This is a genomic window from Aliidiomarina sp., assembly GCF_047920995.1.
Classification (GTDB): Bacteria; Pseudomonadota; Gammaproteobacteria; order Enterobacterales; family Alteromonadaceae; genus Aliidiomarina.
This window is the reverse complement of record NZ_JBLRWZ010000029.1, coordinates 12,240-32,879: the sequence shown is the minus strand read 5'-3', so window position 1 is coordinate 32,879 and position 20,640 is coordinate 12,240. Positions and strand designations below refer to the sequence as shown.

Here is a 20,640-nt window from a genome sequence, read left to right as displayed (position 1 = left end):
CCAACACCAACTTTCTCTGCATGTTTTGGTGCGGCGTTCCTTAGTTTACACCCTACTAAATACGCAGAAGTTTTGGCGAAGCGTATGGCAGATGCGGGCGCGGAAGCTTACTTAGTGAACACAGGCTGGAACGGCACAGGCAAGCGTATTTCTATTAAAGCAACGCGCGCAATTATTGATGCTATTCTTGATGGTAGCATTGAGCACGCGGAAGTTATTGAGTTGCCATATTTTAATTTAGCGGTTCCACAAGCGCTTCCGGGTGTTGAGGATAGTAGTATCCTAGACCCGCGTAATACTTATGCAGATCCTGCTGAGTGGGATAAAAAGGCACAGGATTTGGCCACTCGTTTCGTGAAGAACTTTGCGAAGTTTACCGATAACGAAGAAGGTAAAGCCTTAGTAGCTGCGGGCCCGCAATTGGGCTAAGCGCTCTAACTACTATTAACTTTGAATGTAAATAAGCCAGCAGATTTGCTGGCTTATTTTTTATCATGATAAATCAACGCGTTAACGTTGAGTGATAACGCAAAGCATTTTTGACCTAAGTGATAAAACTACATACAATTACAACAAAATAATAACAATATGGTTTTTATGTGAAGCAACACCTATACACAGTAAACACCGCTACTATCGCCGCTTTGTACACCATTATCACCGCAGCAATTGTTACCGGTGTGTTGGGTGTAGCCTTGATTATTGCGTTGCCATCTGAGCAACCGCTTACCCAAGTTCTTTCCTTGAATGCATCATTGGTTTCATTTTTTATAGGCGTTGGCCTGTATGCTGCAATTCGTGGTCATCATTTTCTGCGCGCAGGGATGGGAGGCTTGATATTTTTAGCGGCTGCGTATTCGGTGTTCACCAGTACAGGTTTACTCAGTGATATCTATAGCGTTGGAGCTCTCACCTTAAAAGCCAGTTTATATTGGCCACTCACATTAATTGTTCTGGTATTCGGTTTGTGCTTAATGCTGGGCATGTCGGTTGGTAAACGGCGTTTATTATGGCGGTTTGGTGGCTATGTAGCGGTAATTTTTGGTTTATTTTATCTTGTGTTAACTTGGTATAACGGCGCTTATAACTGGTTGGGGCCGCACCCAATGGTGGTGAGCATTAGCGTTCTGTTGTTAACCATGTCTGGTATTGCGCTGTTGCTCGGTTCTTATCATGGTGCAGGGGTTGAGAGTTTACCGAGGCCAGCCTCGTTTGCGGTTATGGTAGTTAGCGTTAGCATCGTGTGCGCCATGTGGTTTGCTTTGGCTAGTTCGGAAGTGCGCCGCATTGAAAGCCAAGTGATTGGCGCTATGCACGAGGCGGTGCAAAAGCGCGAGGCAGTATCATTAGAAAACATAAACTTAATTCAGAGGTTGGCTACGCGCTGGCAATATGTTCCCGAGGAGCAACGCATAGAGTTTTCTAAACTCGATGTGCAGCATTACCAACGTGATCTTCCACAGCTGCTCTCGATTCTGGTTACTGATACTGAGCATGAGTTGGTGTTTGAAGATTATAAAGCCACGGCCACTAGTTATTATTGGATGCTTGGTACACCGGATGTATTGGCTGCATTTAAAGATGCACAAACATTGCCTGTGGTTTTGGTTCCCCATGAGAGTATTCGTGCTGCAGAGCAAACCGTTATTTTGGTGCGCTTGCCATTATTTGCTCGGGATGAGCGTTCCGCCAATGATTTTCAAACTGGCTTGGAGGATCAGCATTACGGCTATGTGGTGGCGATTTTTGATTTCGCTAGTTTTGTGAATCCAATTATGTCGATGAATGAGAAGCTGTTGCATACATACGCTAGCCTCTCTGGCAACTATATGCTGCGCAGTGATGGTGAAGGTACTGAAGTTGAAAAGGTATTTATGCGGCCACCTGCAAGCTTGTACCACTATTCAATACCGATGCAGATTCCGTACGTTGAAGGTGCTGAATTGCACGGGTTCCATGTGGGTAAAGTTGAATTACGTAAAGCTGCAAACCTGTACGTGGTGGTTATTACTGGCGGCCTATTACTCTGTGCATTTCTGGTTATTAGTATAGAGCGTGGGCAAATACTGCGAACCCAGCGCCGCCAATTACAGCTGCAAGCTACCCATGATTCACTCACCGGGTTGGTGAACCGGGTGGTGATCGAAGAACGCTTGCAGCAATTTTGTGAACAGTGTATCTGTAATAAAAACGAGATCGCTGTACTCTTTATTGATTTAGATGGCTTCAAACCAGTAAACGATAGTTTAGGTTTGCAGGTGGGCGATAAACTGTTGCGCGAAACCGCTTTGCGGCTGCAACGTTGTATGCGCAACAATACCTTGGTGGGTCGGTTTGGTGGTGATGAGTTTATTGTGCTCATTCCAGATATTGATAAGAAGCAACCCCTTACCGATTTAGTAAATGAGATTTTATTGGCTATCGCGCAGCCTTATCATATTGAGCAATATCGATTATATCTAACGGCGAGTATAGGCATTACTACCACAAGCCAAAGCCCGATTGATGCCAAACAGCTTATTCAGCATGCTGATATGGCCATGTATCAGGCGAAGCGGCAAGGTAGAAACCATTATCAGTTCTACACAGCAGAGATTAGTGAGCGCTTCCATTCATCGGTAACCTTGCGTAATGAGCTGCAGCATGTACTTGAGCAAGGGGCGCTAAAGCTGTTTTATCAACCGTTGGTGCGCTGCGGTGATCGCAAGATTGTAGGGGTGGAAGCGTTGCTGCGTTGGCAACGAGAAGACGGCAGTTATGTTTCGCCAGCAGAGTTTATTCCTCTTGCCGAAGATACCGGACAAATCATCCCGATTAGTGCTTGGGTAGTGCAGCAAGCCTGTGAAGATGGTATTCGCTTGCAGGAATATGGCGATCTGTCGGTTGCCGTGAACTTATCAGCCGTACAATTTAATCGCGCAAACTTCGTTGAATCACTTACCCACACCCTGAATTTAACGGGATTTTCAGCGCAAAAACTGCATTTAGAACTAACTGAAAGCGTATTAATGGAAGATTCCACGCGGGCGATTAGGTTGTTGGAATCGTTACACAAAAAGAACTTCCATATTTCCATCGACGATTTTGGCACTGGCTTCTCCAGTTTATCCTACCTAAAACGCATGCCAGTAAATATATTGAAGATCGATCGGGCGTTTATTACAGATGTAACCACCGATATTCATGATGCAGCGATAGCAAAATCGATTATACAAATGGCCACTCAGTTAAGTATCGAAGTTACTGCAGAAGGGGTGGAAACTGCTGAGCAGGTGAAGTTTGTAGAGGAATCTGGCTGTCATTATATGCAAGGGTTTTATTTTGCTAAGCCAATGCCACTCGCTGAGTTAATGGCGCTCCTAAATGAGCGTGATAGCTTTTAGGAGCGCACATAACCGGAGTTATTTATAGATGTTCAGCGTGCGCTAACTCGTGCTCTGGAATCCCTTCATTTTGCTCAACTAAGTAGAAGTTCATCCAGCGCATTAAGCGCAATGCATAATCCATCTGTGAAGCAGCGCGGCTATTACCATGCCCTTCGCCGGGATACAGCACTAGGCGCACAGGCACATTGCCGTGTACTTTCAAGTAACGATACAACTCCATCGATTGGCTTGGGTGTACACGGGTATCTTCAGCACCATGCATAATTAAGATAGGTGTACGTGCTTGTTCCGCCCAATAAATAGGGCTGCGCTCTAAATACCATTGCCACTTATCCCACGGGTAGCTGCGAGCATGCACTAAGTGCATTTCGTTAGGAATATCGGTGGTGCCGAATTTCGATAGGTTGTTGGAAATACCAACAAACATAACGCTAGCAGCAAAATGCTCCGTTTGCTTGGTAGCACCCCAAGCCGAAGCGTAACCACCATAGGAACCACCGGTGATACCAACCCGATCAGGATCGGCGAGGCCAATCGTTACTAAATGCTCTTTCGCATCTACGATGTCATCAAATTCTTTGCCAGCATAATCGTTTTGGCCCAGCTTACTAAATTCAACACCGCGGCCAGTGCTGCCACGATAGTTTGGAAAGAAGGTTGCAAAACCTTGCTGTGCAGCAAACCAAGTTGGGCTTGAGTAGCGATCGTTCCAGCCATTGCGAATGTGTGCCTCAGGCCCACCATGAATGTTCATGATTACTGGAACTTGTTGGCCCTCTTGATAATCATGCGGGTACACTAAAATACCTTGCAGCTCTAAACCATCTCGCGCTTCGTGGTTAATTACCACTTGGCGAGGCTGGCGCACATCGGCAAGCCATGGGTTTGAATCGGTTAAACGCGTAAGGCTATTATCGGCATACTTAAATGCCTCTGGCGGATGCGCAGGGCTGTGGCCAATTAGTGTTAATGCACCATCATTGGTAATGCTGGTAATGCGGCTGATAATGCCTTGGCCTTGCTCTATTAGAGTGCGCGTACGGTTGTTACGCAATTGGGTAGCGCGAACTTCGGTTTCTACATTAATATCTGCTAACCAAACCAGTTCGTTATTGCTGCGCCACATAATGTCTTGCACGTGGCCTAGGAAGTTAGGCACTAAATCACGCACGCTACCATCATTCAAATCGCCAATGAATAAGCGGCCAGTAGCAGGATCATGCTGGTCTTCACCACCAATAATGGCTATTTGCGAACCATCGGCAGAAAATGCTGCACGGCCGAGCTTACCGTTAGTACTGAAGCGTACCACTTCTTCACCATCTGCCTTGAAGATCGCATAGCTACTAAGCATCAGGTCGTCATCTACCAGCGTGGTAGGGGCTACGCGTAATAGTAACTGTTCGTGGCCAGGGCGGAACTGTACGGAGTGAACATGCTCATTAATATCTACTAATACTGCAGCTTCATCTCTGTTCTGCGTATCAAGTAACCATACTTGCGTTTTTAGGCTTTGCTCTTCATATACTTGTGCACGAAACCCTTTTTTGGCGAGTTCTTCAGCTTTTTCAGGGCCTTTTTCACGGGCGGTAAAGGCTATCCAACGGCCATCACTACTTTCACTGAAGCCACTAAGGGCAGTATCGTGTTGGAAAAATAAAGTAGATTCACCACCATTTACCGGCACTCGGTAAAGGCTTTGGTGCTTTGCATCTGCTCGGTTGGCAAGATAATAAATGAATTTATTATCAGCGCTAAAGGCGATTTGGCCAATCCGCACGTCTCCGGTTACGAAAGGGATTTCTTCGCCCGCGGCGTTACGCACAAACAGCTCACTATAGGATGCGCCATCGTCATCTTGATAAGGCGTGCGCGCACGAAAACGAGTGAATGCAGTGTAATTCCCATCACTGGAAGTAACAGCTTGAGTAACACGTTGAAAGGTAATTGTTTCTTCTAAGGTGATATCACGCTGTTGAGCTGTTGCTTGGGAAGACGCAGCAAATAACAGGGTAAACACACCGAACCACAAACTAAGTCGGGTCATGGTATTCTCCTTTTGGTTTTTGTAATGCGGTAGCGCCACGCGCAATCATGCGTAGCTCAAGAATAGTATCTTCGGCTAATTCAGCGCGTTCGGTAGCGGATAAATCAAGCGCATCGGCGCCAATGCTGAACACTATACGCACCATTGCATCCGCTTGTAAGCGCGCTAAATGCTCAGGTAATTTTCGTTCGTTTAGAAGGTAATCGGCAAGCTCGGCTTTGAAATGGTCGATCTCGCGGGCGATAGCGAGGCGGAATTCTTTCGAAGTACCACTGTGTTCTTGTAACAACAATCGAAACACCCCGCGGTTGTTGGCAATGAAATCCATAAAGATCTCTACCGAGATGCGTATCACCGAGCCGCCATCGGCCAAGCGTTGTCGTGCTTGCCGCAGCAGTTGGCGCAGAGTAAGCCCACCCTCATCTACTAAGGTAAGGCCAAGCTCATCCATATTTTGAAAGTGGCGATAGAATGAAGTGGGCGCAATATTTGCTTCGCGGGCTACTTCTCGCAGGCTTAAACTGAAAAATGATGTTTGTGGATCCAGTTGGTTCAATGCCGCATTAATTAATGCGCGCCGCGTTTTCTCTTTTTGTTTCGCCCGAATGCCTGTCATGCCGCATTTTCCATCAAATAGGTAATTAACCTTACAATTTATCAGTGAACAGATGTTAGATCAATTTTTGCAAAGCCCCTTGCTTATTTAAGTGATTAAAGCTAAATTCAGCGTACATGTGTTAGCTTAAGTTGTATAAATATGAAAAAACCTCCCATTATTTGGCTGAATACGAGCCTCTTTTCAATCACCTTTCTTGTTGCTGCTATCGGTGTGCCTTGGTACCTGATTAGTGCAGGGTTCAGCTGGAGCTTGTTGATCGCATTTGTCGTGCTTGCTATTTATGCAGGCATCTCTATCACCGCGGGCTATCATCGTTTGTGGTCGCATAGAGCCTATGAGGCTCACTGGAGCGTTCGTTTATTGTTTGCCTTAGGCGGTGCGTTAGCACTACAAAATAGCGCATTGCATTGGTCTTCCGATCATCGGGAGCATCACAAGCACGTAGATCACGATGAGAAAGACCCGTATTCCATTTCCCGCGGATTTTGGTTTGCCCATATCGGTTGGATGCTGCGTGAGTATCATGAGCATCGCTACAACGATTACTCAAACGTGAAAGATTTACAGAAAGATAAAATAGTAATGTGGCAGCACAAGTATTACTTGCCGCTTACACTCTTTATGAACATTGGTGTGCCGTTGATGATTGGCTTTGCCATTGGCCATGTGTGGGGCGCGTTACTATTTGCGGGTTTCTTGCGCATTGTTGTTGGCCACCACACCACATTCTTTATTAACTCATTAGCGCATATTTGGGGCAAACAAACCTATACAGATAAGAACTCAGCGCGGGATAATGGTTTTCTGGCATTCCTTACTTATGGTGAGGGTTACCACAACTTCCATCATATATTCTCGGGCGATTATCGCAATGGCATTCGCTGGTACCATTTCGATCCAAGTAAATGGTTAATTAAAACTTTTGCTTGGTTTGGTTTAGCGAAAAACTTAAAGAAAGCCAAACCTTACCAAATTAAAAAAGCACGTTTAGAAATGGCGATTAAGCGATTAAGTACCCGCCAGTCAACAATGGCACAGCGCTTGCGCGAAAAACTAGAAGCACAGTACGATGCGCTTTTAGAGGATTTACAAGCCCAACTGCGCGTGCAAAATCAACGCCCAGATCGGCAGAGTGATTAATCCTGCCAATACACCATAACCAACTAGCGAAGCCACCAAGCGTGGCTTTAATCCTGCGCTAATCGCTACCGCACCGCCGGTAATCATAAATGGCATGGCTGCTTCAAGTACGGTTACTTGGGCAGCTAATCCACGCCACGAAAACACCATCATTACTGCCAAAGCAATTGCCGGTAACACGAATAGCTTGATCAACATCGCTATCGTGAAAGGTACCGCGTCTTCTTTTAAAATTCGAAAATGTAATTGAAAGCCAACTGCGATCATTACCACCGGTACGAGTGTTGCCGCAAGGGTGCTAATGAGTGTGTGTAGTGTTTCCGGATAGCGTTGCATGCCAAATAAAATAGCGATCACCAGCGCAATAACGGGCGGAAAGGTAAGAAACTTTTTGGCAATAGCACTGGGGCTGGGCTTACTTTGGCCTTCTTCTCGATTGCTGTACATGGCAGCAAACAAGGTGGCAAAAAATGCTAACGCGATAAACGAGCCCAGTTGATCATAGATTACCGCGTAGGGTAGGCCAGCTGAACCAAAAAAGGCCTCTACCATAGGAAAGCCTAAAAACGATGTGTTACCTAAAGGTACAACAATCAGTAATGCGCCGGTAAGTTCGCGCTCCCAGCGCAACAGTTTACTGAACAGCAGCACCAAGCCTACAGAGATAGGAAAAAGCAACCAAGGCACTAATGCAGGAAGCAGCACATCTTGCGTGATTTCAAGATGCGGAAGGTGCAGCAAAATCATTGCTGGCACCGCCACGTTAATTACATATTGGTTTAGTACTTGCCCAGTATTTACCGGCATTACATGGGTGCGTTTCAGCACTAAACCAATCGCCAAATAGGCCAATATCAGCAACATTGCTTCCACAAAGGTACCTTTTCGTTATCGTTTTTTAGCTTTAGCGAAGGCCTCAGCAAAGGCGCTATTAATCGGGGCAGGGTTATTTTGTTTGCTGTTATTGCCGCCGCTTTTCTTGGCACTATGGCTACGTTCTTTGCCTTGCCGAGGCTTAGGGTTGGCAGGTGCGCTAGGAGCATTGGTTGCGGTGCTTGTGGCTGCATCGTTTAAGCGCATGGAAAGTGCGATACGTTTACGCTCAGCATCAACTTCCATCACTTTCACCGATACGATATCACCGGCCTTTACTACCTCATGGGGATCGCTAACAAACTTCTCCGCAAGTGCCGAAATGTGCACTAAACCATCTTGGTGTACGCCCACATCTACAAAGGCGCCAAAGTTAGTTACATTGGTTACTACACCTTCAAGTACCATACCGATCTGTAAATCTTTTAAGGTTTCTACCCCTTCTTTAAACTCGGCAGTTTTAAATTCAGGGCGGGGATCACGGCCGGGCTTCTCTAACTCATGAATGATATCAATCACGGTAGGCACACCGAAATCTTGGTTGATATAATCTTGTGCCTTTAAACCATGTAAAAAGCCTGAATCACCAATGATTTCCGCTACTTTGCGGCTGTTCGTTGCGGCAATTCGCTCCGCTACCGGGTAGGCTTCAGGATGCACTGCAGAACCATCAAGGGGATTTTCACCGCCCATAATGCGTAAAAATCCTGCTGCCTGCTCATAGCTTTTAGGCCCCATGCGCGGTACGGATAAAAATGCTTGCCGATTTTTAAAAGCACCGTTTTGATCGCGGTAATTCACGATATTCTGGGCAAGGTTACGGTTCAACCCGGCCACTCGCGCGAGCAAGGGTACTGAAGCAGTATTGGCATCCACGCCCACGGCGTTTACACAATCCTCTACAACAGCATCTAGGCTTACCGCTAACTGTGATTGGCTCACATCATGTTGGTACTGGCCCACACCGATAGATTTCGGTTCAATTTTTACCAGCTCTGCTAGTGGATCTTGCAACCGGCGAGCGATAGATACAGCGCCACGATACGATACATCAAGCCCCGGAAACTCAAGCGCTGCCAGCTCAGAGGCAGAATATACGGAAGCCCCAGCCTCGTTTACCATGATTTTTGTAAGCGGTAATTCGGGATGTTTTTGCATGATCTCAGCGATTAACTTATCTGTTTCCCGTGAACCTGTGCCGTTACCAATGGCAACTAATTCTACTTTGTGGAGCTTGCATAACGAGGCGAGCGTGCGTAGTGATTTATCCCATTGGTTTTGCGGGGCATGCGGAAAAACTGTGGAGTTTGCCAATAGTTTGCCTGTGCTATCCACTACGGTTGCTTTCACTCCGGTGCGTAGCCCGGGATCTAAACCGAGGGTGATGCGTGGGCCAGCTGGCGCCGCCATCAGCAAATCTTTCATGTTCTTAGCAAATACATCAATGGCAGCAGTTTCTGCTTGTTCACGCAGTTGGCCAATTAAATCGGTTTCCATGCGCGAAAGTATTTTCACGCGCCATGTCCATTGTACGGTTTGTTTGCGCCACATACCCGCAGCGCTATCACCAACATCAAGATTAAAATGATTACTGATTATATCTTCGTATTGGCTAGTGCGAATGCTTTCATCTTGGTGCGGGTCAGCATTTAAGCGCACCTGCAATACGCCTTCGTTGCGGCCACGTAGTAATGCTAATGCTCGATGCGAAGGTACTTTGTGCAGAGGCTCGGCATACGCAAAGTAATCCCGAAACTTCGCACCTTCCTGTTCTTTACCCGGCGCAACAACGGTTTCTAATGCAGCACCATGCCACAGCTTGGCGCGGATCGTTTTTAATAATTGCGCATCTTCTGCAAATTGTTCCATCAGGATGAAGCGCGCGCCCTCGAGCACCGTTTTGCTATCGGCGAAGCCAGCATCTACATTGATGTATTCATTGGCTAGAGCATCTGGATCGCCACTGGTGGTGAGTAATATATCAGCGAGAGGCTGAATGCCTGCTGCAATGGCAATTTGCCCTTTGGTACGGCGTTTCGGCTTATATGGGAGATATAGATCTTCAAGTTCAGTTTTTGATAAGCAAGCATGGATTGCACTACTCAACTCAGGAGTTAGCTTATCTTGGTCTGCGATATTTTTTAAAATAACCGCACGGCGATCTTCGAGATCACGTAAATAGCTTAGCCGCTGTGATAAGTTACGTAGTTGCGTATCATCGAGGCCGCCAGTGGCTTCTTTTCGATAGCGTGCAATGAAAGGAACCGTAGAACCTTCATCAAGAAGTTTTAGAGTAGCGGCAACTTGGGCTTCACGAACCGATAGCTCGTTAGCAATTACTTGGCTTATAGTTAAACGAACAGCAGACATACATCGTTTCCATTTCTGCAGCTGAAACTGCAGTGATAGTTAAAGATAAATTTGCTGCTGATATTAACACGCCAGAAAGCATGGGAGAACTAAGCAATGCACTGGGTGGCGATATAAAAAACGCTTAACCTGTAGAGTACCGTTAAGCGCTTGGCGGGTTGTTCTTTTCTGCTGCTATGCGTAAATAGATTTCTTCGCGGTGAACCGCAACCTCATTTGGCGCATCGATGCCTATTTTTACTTGATTACCGTTTACTGCTAACACAGTAACTTTGATATCATCGTTAATCATTAACGTTTCGCCAACACGGCGGGTAAGAATGAGCATCTATAAATTCCTCAAAAAAAGGAGACAGACCTGTAATCAGGTTCTTCTACTAAGATTATTATATAATATTGATTATTAGTTAATATTACTATGATTTTATATCAATAAAATGAGAATTTCACTCGATCATAGCGGATATTCGTAGCACATGTTAACAGAAACCTTAACAATGCGACAAGATGCGTCGCAGTTGAGATGAGTAAAGAATGAAAACTAATTTAATTACAGCGGCAGGATATACTCAACTTAAACAAGAGTTTGATCATCTGTGGAAAACGGAACGCCCTGAAACAACAAAGAAAGTTGCTTGGGCGGCAAGTTTGGGCGACCGCTCTGAGAATGCTGATTATAAATATAACAAGCAGCTTCTGCGGCAAATTGACCGACGCCTGCGGTTTTTACGTAAACGTTTAGAAGATGTACAGGTAATAAGCCATTCAGCCCAGCAGAATGGTCGAGTTTTTTTTGGCGCATGGGTTGAGGTAGAAAGCCTTGATGGCGATAAAAAAACCTTACGGATTGTGGGGCCAGATGAAATTTATCATCGCAATGATTACATATCGATTGATTCACCGATGGCGCGGGCGTTATTAAAGAAAGAAGTTGATGATGAGGCTATGGTGAAAACACCAAGCGGTATGAAGGTATGGTTAATTAATAAAATCTGGTATGAAAAAGATTAGCACTTTGTAGCAACTAACGCTAAGCGGTATAGTTGTTTTACGATAAGTGAGTTGCGCATGGTTGCTTGGTGCATGAATAATACAGCATGCGTTAGAGCCTCATGAAATAAAAGAGCATAGCCAAATAAGAAAGGAATAATAATGGCTGAAGTAGACGATAAGATACTTGTTGTTGATGATGATGCGCGTTTGCGGGCATTGCTTGAGCGTTATTTGCAAGAGCAAGGGTATGCAGTGCGCAGCGCTGGCGAAGCCGAGCAGATGGACAGATTGTTATTACGGGAACGGTTTCACCTGATGGTTTTAGACCTGATGTTGCCGGGTGAAGATGGCCTATCGATCTGTAAACGCTTACGCGAAGCAGGCAATAATATACCGATTATTATGCTCACAGCGAAAGGCAGTGAGATGGATAGAATTCATGGCCTAGAGCTCGGTGCTGATGATTATCTCGCCAAGCCATTTAATCCGCGAGAACTGCTGGCGCGAGTAAAGGCAGTACTGAAACGCCAGCAACGGGAAGTGCCTGGAGCGCCTACGGCAGAAAGTGATGATGTGTGCTTTGGTGATTTTCTTTTTAATACATCTACCCGAGAGTTACGCAAAGGCGATCAATTATTACCGCTAACTAGTGGCGAATTCGCCGTATTAAAAGCCTTAGTGAAGCATGCAAGAGAACCATTATCACGCGACAAGCTGATGCACTTAGCGCGGGGTAGAGATTACAGCGCACTGGAACGAAGTATTGATGTGCAGGTTTCACGGTTACGCCGAATGATTGAAACAGATGCCTCTAAGCCTCGCTATATTCAAACGGTTTGGGGCTTGGGCTACGTATTTGTTCCAGACGGCCAAGCGGCCCAATAAGGTTTTAGCGAATGAAATGGATGTTCCCGCGCACAGCTTTTTCTCGAACAATGCTGCTGATTGCAACGGTATTACTGCTGAACCTATTTTTAACCTACTTGGTAATCACCATTTATGTAGTGAAGCCAGGGGTAAGCCAACTTAGTTATTTAATTGCGCGCCACACCTTAGTAGCGCAATGGGTGAATCAACAAGACGATGAGCACATACAAACCCGCTTTGCTGAGTTAAGTGGGGTAGAATCGTTCACTTATGAGGAAGCGGAACAACGTGGTTTATTGCAAGCTACGCCGTATCTATTTTTATCAGAAATGGTGTACAGCACGTTAGGCGAGCAAGCCGACGTGCGTGTGGGTACTCAAGATAGAATGTATATTTGGGTGCAAACGCCGAGCAACCCAAGCTGGTTACGGGTACCTTTGGCTTATATTGATGAAGGCCGTTTCTCGCCACTCATTTTGTTTTTATTGTTAATCGGCCTTATTAGTGTTGCTGGCGCGGCTTGGTTTGCGCGCTCCTTGAATAGGCCATTACAACAATTACGTTATGCTGCCGAGCAAATGGTGGATGGCGAGCTACCGCAACACCTACCAGAGCGCGGTGCCAGTGAATTACAAGCCGTTACCCGCGCATTTAACCGTATGACCCGCAGTATGAGCCATGTTGATGATGATCGCGCCTTATTGCTGGCGGGTATTTCGCATGATGTACGAACCCCCTTAACCCGTATTCGCTTAGCCGCAGAACTGATGAACCCAACTGATCCGTTAGTGGAAGGTATTATTAGTGATATCGATGATTTGAACAGCATTCTTGCTCAGTTCAGCGATTTTGCCCGTGCGAGCGAGCGAGTGGGTTTTGAGTTTTGCAACCTAAACGAATTAATTGAAGATGTGGTAAACGCGGCGCAGTATGTGGATAAGAATTTAATTCAGTTGAACTTGGCGCCGATACCCGATATTGAGTTACAGCCTATTGCCGTGAAACGCATTATTGCCAATTTGATTGTGAACGCTAAACGCTATGGTAGTGAACCTTTCACCATTACTAGCGGTGCTAGCTTCGATGAGGAGCATGTTTGGTTTAGTGTGCGCGATCACGGTAAGGGTATTCCAGAAGCTCAAATTGATGCGATGTTTGAGCCGTTTACGCGCGGCAACACAGCCCGCAGTGAGGAAGGTACAGGGTTAGGTTTAGCTATTGTAAAACGGTTTGCGCAAATGCACCGAGGTAAAATAGAAGCCCGCAATGAACCAACCGGCGGGCTTAATATTAAAGTTACCTTTCCTCGGTATCCTATTGCCCAGGAGCTAAGCGATTAAGACCATTTAATGCGGCTACTCGGTAGGCTTCGGCCATGGTGGGGTAATTGAAGGTGGTATTCACAAAATACTCAATGGTATTGCCCGCGCCTTTTTGTTCCATGATCGCTTGGCCGATATGAACAATTTCTGAGGCGCGTTCCCCGAAACAATGTACCCCAAGCAGTTCCTTGGTATCACGATTAAACAGCAGCTTTAAGCTACCCACCATGGTATCCGCGATCTGGGCTCGTGCCAAATGTTTGAACTGGGCGCGGCCCACTTCATAAGGCACATTTGCTGCCGTAAGCTCCTCTTCTGTAGCACCCACAGAACTAATTTCCGGAATGGTGTAGATGCCCGTGGGAATATCAGAAACTAGTTTATTATCGCACTCGCCATCAATTAGAGCAGTGGCGGCAAAGCGCCCTTGATCATAGGCTGCGCTCGCTAAACTGGGGTAACCAATAATGTCGCCTACCGCATAAATGTGCGGCACATGAGTACGATAGTTTTCATCTACCTCAAGCTGGCCGCGATGGTTGGGTGTAAGCCCTACCGCATCGAGATTTAGTTTTTCCACATTGCCTGAACGGCCATTAGCAAAGAGCAGACAATCGGCAAAAATACGTTTACCTGAATTGGTTTCTAACACCACACCATCTTCGCGGCCGGTAATACTGGCAAAATCTTCGTTGTGGCGAATCACTACACCGTTATTGCGTAGGTGATAGCTTAGCGCATCGGAAAATTCGGTATCTAAAAATGAAAGCAATCGCTCACGCATGTTTACTAAATCAACTTTCACGCCCAAGCCACGGAAAATACTCGCGTATTCACAGCCGATTACGCCCGCGCCAAAAATAATAATACTCTTAGGATCATGCTTGAGCGATAGCACTTTATCGGAATCGTAAATGCGTGGATGATCGAAATCTACATTCGGCGGATGATAAGGCCGAGAGCCCGTGGCGATCACGAAATTATCGGCCCGAATAGTTTCAATAGAACCATCCGGATGTTGCACTTCCATGCGATGCTCATCTAAAAAGCGGGCGATACCATGAATCACCGTTACTGAATTGCGTTCATAAAACGAACTTCTCAGCTTTACCTGTTTGCGAATCGCGGATTCTGCATAATCGAGTATTTCCGAGAACATCAACCGATGTGGCATTTGTTGGCGTGAGAATAACGGGCTAGCATTGTACTCAATTAAACGGCTTACGGCGTGCCGCAATGCTTTTGAAGGAATAGTGCCCCAGTGAGTGCAGCCCCCGCCGAGCTTACGTTCGGCCTCAATAATAGCCACTTTCTGCCCACGCTTTGCCAGCATCATAGCGGCACCTTCGCCGCCAGGACCAGAGCCAATAACTACTGAATCAAAATGATGTTGTGCTGCCATGGTTTTCCTCATACTGAATATAATCACGCATAAACGAAATGCTCAGTGCTTATCTTAACTTATTGCGCCTTGGCATTGAATGGTAGTGCTAGCTCGGTGAAGGAACTAATAGCCATATGCCGTGAGAATTTTTTTGCAGCAAGCCCGCTATCAGGGTTGGCAATACCAACGGTGTGCTGAATACCAAACTCGCGCGCACTATCAAGAATATGTTCGCCATCATCAATAAACAGGGTGCGTTTGGGATCGAAAGGAAACTCGGCTTGTAATCCTTGCCATAGCTCTTGGAACTCTTTGCAATAACCAAATTGATGAGTAGAAAACTGCTGCGGGCATAGTTGCTGCAGCGGAACATGCTTATTTTTCAATGCTAAAGCATCTGGGTGAGCATTAGTAATTAACGCCACATCTTTTTCTGCCTGCTGCAAGCCTTGCAAAAAAGCACTGGTATCGGGGCGCATCACAATCAGGTTGGCTGTACGATTTTTTAGCTCGCGAATGGGTAGTGCCAGTTTTTGTTCCCAGTAATCTAAGCAATACCAATTGAGGGTGCCGGCCACTTTTTTGAATTCATTTTGCAGCCATAACTCTGCTTCACTCACGCTGATTTGGTGGTGCTCAGCAAAGTGTAATTTTAACGCTTCATTCCAGAAGTGATTATCATAACGCAAATCGAGCAGGGTGCCGTCCATATCAAGTAATACAGTATCAATGTTAGACCAATCAAGCATGGGCTTTCCCCGTTTATAAGTTCGTAGTATGGTTAGGGTGTTAGAACGTAACTTTTGGTATCTGCATGTCATCGAAACCACTGCAAGAAAAGCAAGTTCCCACTATCCTTTCGCGAAAGATTGTAGCGAAAAGTAGGCTGCTTCGCATTGAAGCAATTGATTTAAAGTTTAGCAATGGTGAATTACGCCAGTATGAACGCATGCAAGGCAGCGGGCGTGGCTCGGTATTAGTGGTTCCTATGCTAGATGATAACACCATGTTACTGGTGCGCGAATACGCTGCCGGTCTGCATAACTATCAGTTAGGGTTTCCTAAGGGCTTAATTGATCCAGGCGAAACCGCTCAAGAAGCAGCTGTTCGCGAGCTAAAGGAAGAAATTGGTTACGGTGCGCACGAGCTTATCGAATTGAAATCAGTATCTATGGCGCCCGCTTTTTTCTCAGCCAGCATGACCCTCTTTATTGGTGAAAACCTCTACGCAGAAAAGCTTGCGGGAGATGAACCTGAGCCTCTCGAAATTGTGCCTTGGTCGGTTAGTAAAATCGATGAATTGTTAGCGCAAGATGATTTTACCGAAGCGCGCAGTGTGGCGGCATTACTGCTGATGCAGCGGTGGCTACAACGGAAAAAATCTGCTGCAGCTGCAACTTCGGCAACAGTTCGATAAGGGGGCAATTATGAATTACAGCGATCTCATCAGCCCACTTAGCGATATCGCGTTGGAAACTGCTGCCCTATTGTTGCAAGAGTATGAGCAGGGCGATTTTACTACTTTCGCAAAAATAGATGATTCACCGGTAACTTCTGCTGATTATGCAGCCAGCGATTTGTTGGTAAAGCGCTTGCAAAAGCTTACCCCCGATTTGCCAGTACTCTCTGAAGAAGCGATTCAGCCTTGGCAAGTTCGCCGTAATTGGCAACGCTATTGGCTGGTGGATCCATTGGATGGCACACAAGAATTTGTAGCGGGTAGTGGTGATTTTGCGGTAAGTATTGCGCTTATCGAGAACGGCATGCCAGTGCTAGGAATGATTGCTTGGCCCACCGAAAATAAATTGTATTATGCGGTTCATCAAGCAGGCGCTTTTCGCGTAGCGGCAAATAAGGTGGAGCAAATCCACGTTCGGCAACTGCGCAACCCGCAAACAGATCCGCTTGTAGTAGCCTTAAGTAGGCGCCAACCAGAGGCGCGCATACTCAGCCGATATGATTCGGTGCAACCATTAGAGATTATTCATACCGGCAGTTGCGCATTGAAATCCGCGCTAGTGGCTGAGGGTAGTGCCGATGTTTTTCTTCGCATCGGGCCAACCGGAGAATGGGATACAGGCGCTGCTGAAGTATTAGTGAAAGAGGCCGGCGGGCAATTGGTTGATGTGCATTTCCAACCCTTGGGATACAACCAAACTGCGGATACCGGCAATCCGGATTTTATAGTGTTAGGCGATCCTGCTGTTGATTGGCGCCGCGTGTTTCCGGCACCGCTAAAGTAGAGGTTTTTTGCTCACTATTGCTCACTATTGCTCATTCTTTCTCATTAGCGCTTTACGGCAATTAAAACTCGTTGCGAGTAACGATATTTACCGATTCATGTAGCTCTGAATACACAACTTTTGCATCGCCATTTTCTAGTTGCCGGCGTACATCCTGCACTTTGTCGGCTAAGCTTTTTTCTACTTCGCCATAATCGGTTCCTTCCCGTAACACATAGAACTCAATTAACTGAGTAAGCGTATCTGGCTCGATTTCTCGGTATGGGATTTCCATTTCTCACCTTTTTTTAACATTCAGTTACAAATAAACCACACATAATGCTGCCAATGCATTGCGCGATGTAGTTTAGACGAGAATAATAGCTACTTCACAACAAATAATAGCAATTAAAGTAAGTAATTATTACCACCACCACAACAGGATGCCTATGTTTACGCTAAAAGCAGCGATTGCTGCCACCAAAACCATACGAGCAGTAGCGCTCGTGCTAACGGCAGGTGTGCTACTGGCAGGCTGTCAGCCTTCGCCAGTACCCGAGGCCGAAACTGTAGATCCACTACACGTATTTATTAGCCCCAACGATAGCCGTGAATACCGTGCTTTAGAGCTTGAGAACGGCATTCGTATCGTATTGGTAAGCGATGCCCAAGCTGAGAAATCAGGCGCCGCACTGGCGGTAGCCGTGGGCAGCATGCAAAATCCCGATGAGCAGCTAGGGTTGGCGCACTATCTTGAGCATATGTTGTTCTTGGGTACAGAGAAGTACCCAGACCCTGATGAATATGGTGAATTCATGGCGCAGCATGGTGGTATGCACAATGCTTATACTGCGGATGATCACACCAATTACATGCTTGAAGTGAACAATGATGCGTTGCCAGAAGCTTTAGATCGATTCGCTGATTTCTTTAAAGCACCGAAGTTTTACCCTGAATATGCAGAAAAAGAAGTAAATGCGGTAGATTCTGAGTGGAGCATGCGCAGAGCTTCAGATGGCTTTATCTTATTTGCCTTGAATAATATTTTGCTGAACCCAGAGCATCCTATTGCGCGCTTCCGGATTGGTAACAATGAAACGCTTTCAGATAAAGAAGGCAGCAAGTTACACGATGAAATGCTGGCGTTTTATGAGCGCTATTACTCTGCTAATTTAATGACCGCGAGTATTGTAAGTAATCGTTCATTAGATGAGCTTGAGCTACTTGCTCGTGAAGCCTTTGCGGATATTCCAAATCATAATGCAGAAGTGCCAAGTATTGATGTGCCGGCAGCTACCGCAGAACAACTACAGCAAAAAATTTACTACCAGCCGCAAATGGAAATGCGCCAGGTAATGCTCGATTTTACCATCGAGAACAATATGGAAGATTATTTAGCCCAACCGAATCGTTTAGTTGCGCATTTGATTAACTCGGAAATGCCAGGCACACCTGCGGCACTGTTCCGCGAACTTGGCTGGATTGAAGGCTTAGGTGCCGGTGCTAGCGCAAATGCCTATGGCAATGCTGGCCGCTTTCAAATTGCGGTAACTTTAACCGAAGCAGGCATGCAACATCGCGATACCATCGTAGGCGTATTGTTGAGCTACATTGCACAAATTCGTGAGCAGGGCATTGATAAAGCCTACCATGAAGAACTCGCCACGGTTCTGCACAACGAGTTCACCTTCTTGCGCCGCACGGGTGCGTTTAATTACGCTACGTCGTTAGCAGCGAACCTGCTGTATTATCCATTCAATCATGTGATTGATCACGCGTATCGGTTAGAAGAATATAATCCTGCCAAGGTAGATCGGGTGCTGGCGCAATTAACCACCGACAACTTGCGGGTATGGTTTGTTTCTCCGCAAGAAGAAACCGATCAAGAAATGTACTTTTTCGATGGCAATTACCGTGTAGATCCGATTAGCGCGGAAGATTATGCCAACTGGCAAACTGCGGCGAGTGATTACATCGTTACTCTGCCTTCAGCAAATACCTTATTCCCAGAGGATTTATCGTTGGTTGCCGAACCGGTGCATGGTAAACCGCAGCAAATTTTCAATGAAAATGGTGTTTCGGTGTGGTTAAAGCGCAGTGATCGTTTTGCTGAGCCACGTGCTGAAGTAACAGTACAAATGTTCCAGCCTACGTTTGCGCTTACCTTAGAAGAGCGGGTGGCGCTGCAGGTGTTAATGGATACCTTTAATTTATCGCAGCAAGCGTTAGCGCGCGAGGCTTCGATTGCTGGTACTGGCTTTCGTTTATCAGCAAATAACGGCTTAACCCTCCGGCTAAGTGGTTTTAATGATAAGCAAGGGCAGTTAGCGGAGCGAGTACTTAATAGCTTCGCAGGGTTTGAACCATCGCCGAATGCGATTGCACAATCGGTAGATAGATTACGCCGTAGCATTCAAAATCAGCGCCTGCAGTTCCCCGTACAGCAGCTATTTCCGGCGTTTAACCAAATTATGCGCTTACCAACGGCTGGCTATCAAGAACAGCTCGCCGCGCTAAATGAAGTAAACCAAGATGTGCTATTGGAACTGCGTGATAGCCTATTAGTTGGTAATTTGGTGCGAGCTTTTGCCTTTGGTAATTACAGTGATGCCGATGCGATTGCATTAGCACAACGAGTAGCAGAGCAAGTGGGTGTGGATGCAACGGTGGAATATGCCCGAGCTCCCATTGTAGAACCAACTGCACAGTTGCGTTTAACTTGGAACGATAACCTAACCCTGGAAGATACAGCAATTCTTGATGTTTGGTTAAGCCCTGAGAAAACCACTTTACAGCGGGCGCACGTAATGATGCTCGAAGAAATGATGCATAATCGCTTCTTTACCGAACTGCGTACCGAAGATCAACTTGGTTATGCAGTTGGGGTTACACGCATTAATCTTGATGATTATTCGGGCGTAGGTTTTTACATTCAAAGTCCAGTGCAAGGCCCTGCATACCTACTGGAGCGCTTCGAGCAGTTCCGCATAGATTATGCAGAACGCATTAGTAACTTAACGGAAGAAGAATTTGCGCAAGTGCGTACCAGTGTACTAACCGATTTGTTACAGCCACCGTCAACCTTGGCGCAAGAAGCTGGCCGTTATAGTGGTGATTGGGCAAATGAGCGCTATGAATTTAATAGCCAAGAGCAATTAGCTGATGCATTGCGCGGTATAACTTTGCTAGACGTACAGCGCTTTTACCAGAGCATGATTCTTGATGGTGGGGGAGCGCGTGTGTTAATTCAAATGCGTGGTTCTAAGTTTGCTGAGGAAGAGTTTGGGGTGCTCGAGGGTGCTACCCTTATTAATGATTTATCTGCTTGGAGCGCAGCGCAAGCTACAAACTAAGATCTTGCGAATATAGCGTTGCTAGCGCAGCGCTTTGGGTAAGCACTTCCTTATAGGAGCAGGC

17 protein-coding genes are annotated in these 20,640 nt (G+C 46.2%); 9 read left to right on the top strand and 8 right to left on the bottom strand.

Translation table 11 applies throughout. The annotated features are described in order from the left end of the window. Together ACNA7P_RS08660 and ACNA7P_RS08655 are read left to right on the top strand one after the other, a co-directional pair. Positions 1–429 (top strand): phosphoenolpyruvate carboxykinase (ATP) (locus ACNA7P_RS08660; protein ID WP_416258226.1); only part of this gene is annotated, 429 nt, incomplete at its 5' end. Between the two features lie 170 nt (positions 430–599). Next, complete coding sequence (locus tag ACNA7P_RS08655) at positions 600–3,383, top strand: putative bifunctional diguanylate cyclase/phosphodiesterase (RefSeq protein ID WP_416258225.1); 2,784 nt, start codon at positions 600–602, stop codon at positions 3,381–3,383. A 22-nt stretch (positions 3,384–3,405) separates the two neighbouring features. Here ACNA7P_RS08655 and ACNA7P_RS08650 read toward each other — a convergent pair whose 3' ends face one another. Together ACNA7P_RS08650 and fabR are read right to left on the bottom strand one after the other, a co-directional pair. Further along, positions 3,406–5,433 carry a S9 family peptidase gene (locus ACNA7P_RS08650; RefSeq protein ID WP_416258224.1) on the bottom strand — a complete coding sequence of 676 codons (2,028 nt, stop codon included), beginning with the start codon at positions 5,431–5,433 and terminating at the stop codon, positions 3,406–3,408. After that, positions 5,420–6,049 (bottom strand): HTH-type transcriptional repressor FabR, encoded by a 630-nt coding sequence (fabR, locus tag ACNA7P_RS08645; protein WP_416258223.1) that lies wholly within the window; start codon positions 6,047–6,049, stop codon positions 5,420–5,422. Before fabR ends, ACNA7P_RS08650 begins: the two co-directional genes overlap by 14 nt. 141 nt (positions 6,050–6,190) lie before the next feature. Between fabR and ACNA7P_RS08640 the strand changes: the two genes are divergently transcribed. After that, positions 6,191–7,192: an acyl-CoA desaturase gene (locus tag ACNA7P_RS08640; protein WP_416258222.1), complete on the top strand. Its 1,002-nt coding sequence runs from the start codon at positions 6,191–6,193 to the stop codon at positions 7,190–7,192. Here the strand turns inward: ACNA7P_RS08640 and ACNA7P_RS08635 are convergent. The 3 genes from ACNA7P_RS08635 to csrA all read right to left on the bottom strand — a co-directional run bounded on the left by ACNA7P_RS08635 (position 7,139) and on the right by csrA (position 10,763). Further along, positions 7,139–8,056: an AEC family transporter gene (locus tag ACNA7P_RS08635; RefSeq protein ID WP_416258227.1), complete on the bottom strand. Its 918-nt coding sequence runs from the start codon at positions 8,054–8,056 to the stop codon at positions 7,139–7,141. The two genes, ACNA7P_RS08640 and ACNA7P_RS08635, sit on opposite strands and share 54 nt — an antisense overlap. 24 nt (positions 8,057–8,080) lie before the next feature. Continuing rightward, complete coding sequence (locus ACNA7P_RS08630; RefSeq protein WP_416258221.1) at positions 8,081–10,435, bottom strand: Tex family protein; 2,355 nt, start codon at positions 10,433–10,435, stop codon at positions 8,081–8,083. A 142-nt stretch (positions 10,436–10,577) separates the two neighbouring features. Next, positions 10,578–10,763 carry a carbon storage regulator CsrA gene (csrA, locus tag ACNA7P_RS08625; RefSeq protein ID WP_416258220.1) on the bottom strand — a complete coding sequence of 62 codons (186 nt, stop codon included), beginning with the start codon at positions 10,761–10,763 and terminating at the stop codon, positions 10,578–10,580. A 206-nt stretch (positions 10,764–10,969) separates the two neighbouring features. Here csrA and greB point away from each other — a divergent pair, with 206 nt between their 5' ends. The 3 genes from greB (at position 10,970) to envZ (ending at position 13,635) form a co-directional block, all read left to right on the top strand. Continuing rightward, positions 10,970–11,446 carry a transcription elongation factor GreB gene (greB, locus tag ACNA7P_RS08620; protein WP_416258219.1) on the top strand — a complete coding sequence of 159 codons (477 nt, stop codon included), beginning with the start codon at positions 10,970–10,972 and terminating at the stop codon, positions 11,444–11,446. A gap of 141 nt (positions 11,447–11,587) precedes the next feature. After that, on the top strand, positions 11,588–12,313 hold the full coding sequence (ompR, locus tag ACNA7P_RS08615) for a two-component system response regulator OmpR (RefSeq protein WP_416258218.1): 726 nt from the start codon (positions 11,588–11,590) through the stop codon (positions 12,311–12,313). A gap of 11 nt (positions 12,314–12,324) precedes the next feature. Further along, positions 12,325–13,635, top strand: coding sequence for a two-component system sensor histidine kinase EnvZ (gene envZ, locus ACNA7P_RS08610; protein WP_416258217.1), 1,311 nt, complete (start codon positions 12,325–12,327; stop codon positions 13,633–13,635). Here envZ and sthA read toward each other — a convergent pair. Next, complete coding sequence (gene sthA / locus ACNA7P_RS08605) at positions 13,610–15,019, bottom strand: Si-specific NAD(P)(+) transhydrogenase (RefSeq protein ID WP_416258216.1); 1,410 nt, start codon at positions 15,017–15,019, stop codon at positions 13,610–13,612. The genes envZ and sthA overlap by 26 nt on opposite strands. Positions 15,020–15,078: 59 nt before the next feature. After that, positions 15,079–15,750, bottom strand: coding sequence for a GMP/IMP nucleotidase (yrfG, locus tag ACNA7P_RS08600; protein ID WP_416258215.1), 672 nt, complete (start codon positions 15,748–15,750; stop codon positions 15,079–15,081). Positions 15,751–15,815: 65 nt separating this feature from the next. On the opposite strand from yrfG, the gene nudE reads away from it, so the two are divergent. Then, positions 15,816–16,418, top strand: a complete 603-nt coding sequence (nudE, locus tag ACNA7P_RS08595; RefSeq protein WP_416258214.1) for an ADP compounds hydrolase NudE — start codon at positions 15,816–15,818, stop codon at positions 16,416–16,418. Between the two features lie 10 nt (positions 16,419–16,428). Beyond that, on the top strand, positions 16,429–17,244 hold the full coding sequence (gene cysQ, locus ACNA7P_RS08590; protein WP_416258213.1) for a 3'(2'),5'-bisphosphate nucleotidase CysQ: 816 nt from the start codon (positions 16,429–16,431) through the stop codon (positions 17,242–17,244). A 61-nt stretch (positions 17,245–17,305) separates the two neighbouring features. Here cysQ and ACNA7P_RS08585 read toward each other — a convergent pair whose 3' ends face one another. Beyond that, on the bottom strand, positions 17,306–17,518 hold the full coding sequence (locus ACNA7P_RS08585) for a YheU family protein (RefSeq protein WP_416258212.1): 213 nt from the start codon (positions 17,516–17,518) through the stop codon (positions 17,306–17,308). Between the two features lie 154 nt (positions 17,519–17,672). On the opposite strand from ACNA7P_RS08585, the gene ptrA reads away from it, so the two are divergent. Continuing rightward, on the top strand, positions 17,673–20,576 hold the full coding sequence (ptrA, locus tag ACNA7P_RS08580; RefSeq protein ID WP_416258211.1) for a pitrilysin: 2,904 nt from the start codon (positions 17,673–17,675) through the stop codon (positions 20,574–20,576). Positions 20,577–20,640: the final 64 nt, after the last annotated feature.